Below are 1,905 nucleotides of genomic sequence, written 5' to 3' on the forward strand. Positions count from 1 at the left end.
CTATAAATCCAAGCGGGTCTATTCGAATGGCAACTTTGAGCCCTAGTCCTTACAGAAACTGGTAGCGGCGTCAGGCCGTGTGTGATTTCAGACTCGTTGCACACGGCCTGCCTATTACCACCGTAGTGGTGAGCGCCGAGTTCACGTCGAGCGAACTCAAATTCCAAGCTGTAGAACTTCCCTTTAGTGAGGGTCTTTGAGAGATCCGCTAACTGCTTACGAAAAAGCGAACCGAGCAAAACTGCAGCTCAGGCCATGCCACAGCTTTGACTATTTCTACGATGAAGGTAAGACCATACATGGTCATTATTCCGATATGTCCGGTTCATTGCCCCATATTGCGGAAGCCGCTCTCTGTGCCCTCGCAGATCCGGCGCGATTAGCGACTGCAAATGGTGAGCTGATTGCTGCGCTTTGTGTAGAGCGGTATATGTCGAGCACATCAGACCGATCAGGATCTGAGAGTTTGCCATCAATGGCTGTCCCCTCCCGTAACGCGCCGAAGTAAGCTTGAGCAGCACCGGGGGTGGTATAAACCGTGCCGCTTTTCACAGTGACTTTCTTTGCCATGGTGATCATTCCTTCGATTTAGCGGACGCGAAGTAGGCGCTTTTCAACTGGCTTAGCCCCGGCTGGCGGGCTTGTGGGTGCAGCGTTTTTTCATTGGATAGGGGAGTGTGACGACTGGGCCGCCCATGCCCCCAGCTCTGAATAATCAGGTCACGCAGCGTCAGGTTGACGCTGATTTCCGAATCGAGGTCTTGCTTGGCGTATTTGTCCGTCATGCCGGAGTCCATGGACTCAGAGCAACCGCAGCCACCAACGCCCTAGAGCATGAGGCAGATATCGCCAAGGTCCAGGCCTGGCTGGGACATGCCACATCAGCACGACCAAAATCTACGATCGGAGGCAGAATCGCCCGTAGGGCTCTCCAACCTACAAAGTAAAATACTGATGTTCACTACGACCCACACAGAAGTCTACTCTGACATTCCACTGAAGCTTCTAGGGCGCCAGCCGATACGCTCTTTATAACGACGGAAACCGTCATAAATGAGCGATGGAGCCTCTTAGACAAACCTAGGAAGGCATGCTCTGATGCTGAGTGATCGAGACCCCAATGAATTTATTTGCCCCTGCCCTGTACGTCACTAACCGTGTTCGATTGTAAGGGGCCGGGGAACACGCCTTCCGAGTCCGATCAATAAGGGCGATTGTGTCCGCGTATTTTTAAGCGGACGCAATTACCCTTAATGTCAGGATCGTCATGCGCCAACGTAAGTCATACCCGAAATCCTTCAAGGCCCAAGTCGTTCAAGAGTGCGAGCAGCCCGGCATTTCCGTGGCAGCTATTGCGATGAGTCACGGGATTAATCCCAATGTCGTTCGCCGGTGGATACCGCCTTACCGTGATCAGCAGGCAGTCGCGCTACCAGCTTTCATTTCTTTGAAAGTCGCTCCGGTTGAACCAAAACATAATACCGAAGCGTCGGCGATCATTGAGCTACCTCTTGGCGAGCAATCGCTCATCGTGAAATGGCCAACTTGCGACCCTGACGGATGCGCCCGCTTTGTCCGAGGGCTTGTCCGTTGATCCGCATTGATGCCATCTGGCTCGCCACCGAACCGATGGACATGCGCGCAGGCACCGACACGGCATTGGCTAGGGTGATTGCGGTGTTCGGTGCGGCGCAGCCGCACTGTGCTTATCTGTTCGCCACGCACCCTGATCCATCACGAACCGGACAATACTCACTGCCCATGCGGCTGCGCCCTCAAGCGCATCGGCGAGGATGTCAGCGAGAAGCTGGACTACGTGCCCGGCGCATTTTCCGTTGAACGCCATGTGCGTGGCAAATGGGTCTGCGATGACTGCGAGACACTGATCCAGGCACCGGTTCCGGC

At 54.5% G+C, this 1,905-nt stretch carries 3 protein-coding genes and 2 pseudogenes; 3 read left to right on the forward strand and 2 right to left on the reverse strand.

Annotated features, from left to right (window positions below; all coding sequences use genetic code 11):
- Positions 1–306 precede the first annotated feature (306 nt).
- Positions 307–570 (reverse strand): hypothetical protein, encoded by a 264-nt coding sequence (locus tag ALO80_RS06670; protein ID WP_055008374.1) that lies wholly within the window; start codon positions 568–570, stop codon positions 307–309.
- A 5-nt stretch (positions 571–575) separates the two neighbouring features.
- Positions 576–785 (reverse strand): hypothetical protein, encoded by a 210-nt coding sequence (locus ALO80_RS31380; RefSeq protein ID WP_055008375.1) that lies wholly within the window; start codon positions 783–785, stop codon positions 576–578.
- Between ALO80_RS31380 and ALO80_RS29120 the strand changes: the two are divergent.
- The 3 genes and pseudogenes from ALO80_RS29120 to ALO80_RS06685 form a co-directional block, all read left to right on the forward strand.
- Positions 768–925: pseudogene (locus ALO80_RS29120) on the forward strand (tyrosine-type recombinase/integrase); the annotation flags it as partial. The gene ALO80_RS31380 and the pseudogene ALO80_RS29120 sit on opposite strands and share 18 nt — an antisense overlap.
- 342 nt (positions 926–1,267) lie before the next feature.
- Positions 1,268–1,594 carry an IS66-like element accessory protein TnpA gene (gene tnpA, locus ALO80_RS06680; protein ID WP_055008376.1) on the forward strand — a complete coding sequence of 109 codons (327 nt, stop codon included), beginning with the start codon at positions 1,268–1,270 and terminating at the stop codon, positions 1,592–1,594.
- A gap of 123 nt (positions 1,595–1,717) precedes the next feature.
- Positions 1,718–1,905, forward strand: a pseudogene (locus tag ALO80_RS06685) (IS66 family transposase zinc-finger binding domain-containing protein); the annotation flags it as partial.

Origin of the sequence: Pseudomonas caricapapayae (assembly GCF_001400735.1) — a bacterium.
GTDB classification, from domain to species: Bacteria; Pseudomonadota; Gammaproteobacteria; order Pseudomonadales; family Pseudomonadaceae; genus Aquipseudomonas; species Aquipseudomonas caricapapayae.

What these genes read in the sequence shown, in the direction of transcription:
- ALO80_RS06670 (WP_055008374.1), bottom strand. Translation starts at nt 570, where the DNA reads ATGGCAAAGAAAGTCACTGTGAAAAGCGGCACGGTTTATACCACCCCC.
- ALO80_RS31380 (WP_055008375.1), bottom strand. Translation starts at nt 785, where the DNA reads ATGACGGACAAATACGCCAAGCAAGACCTCGATTCGGAAATCAGCGTC.
- tnpA (WP_055008376.1), top strand. Translation starts at nt 1,268, where the DNA reads ATGCGCCAACGTAAGTCATACCCGAAATCCTTCAAGGCCCAAGTCGTT.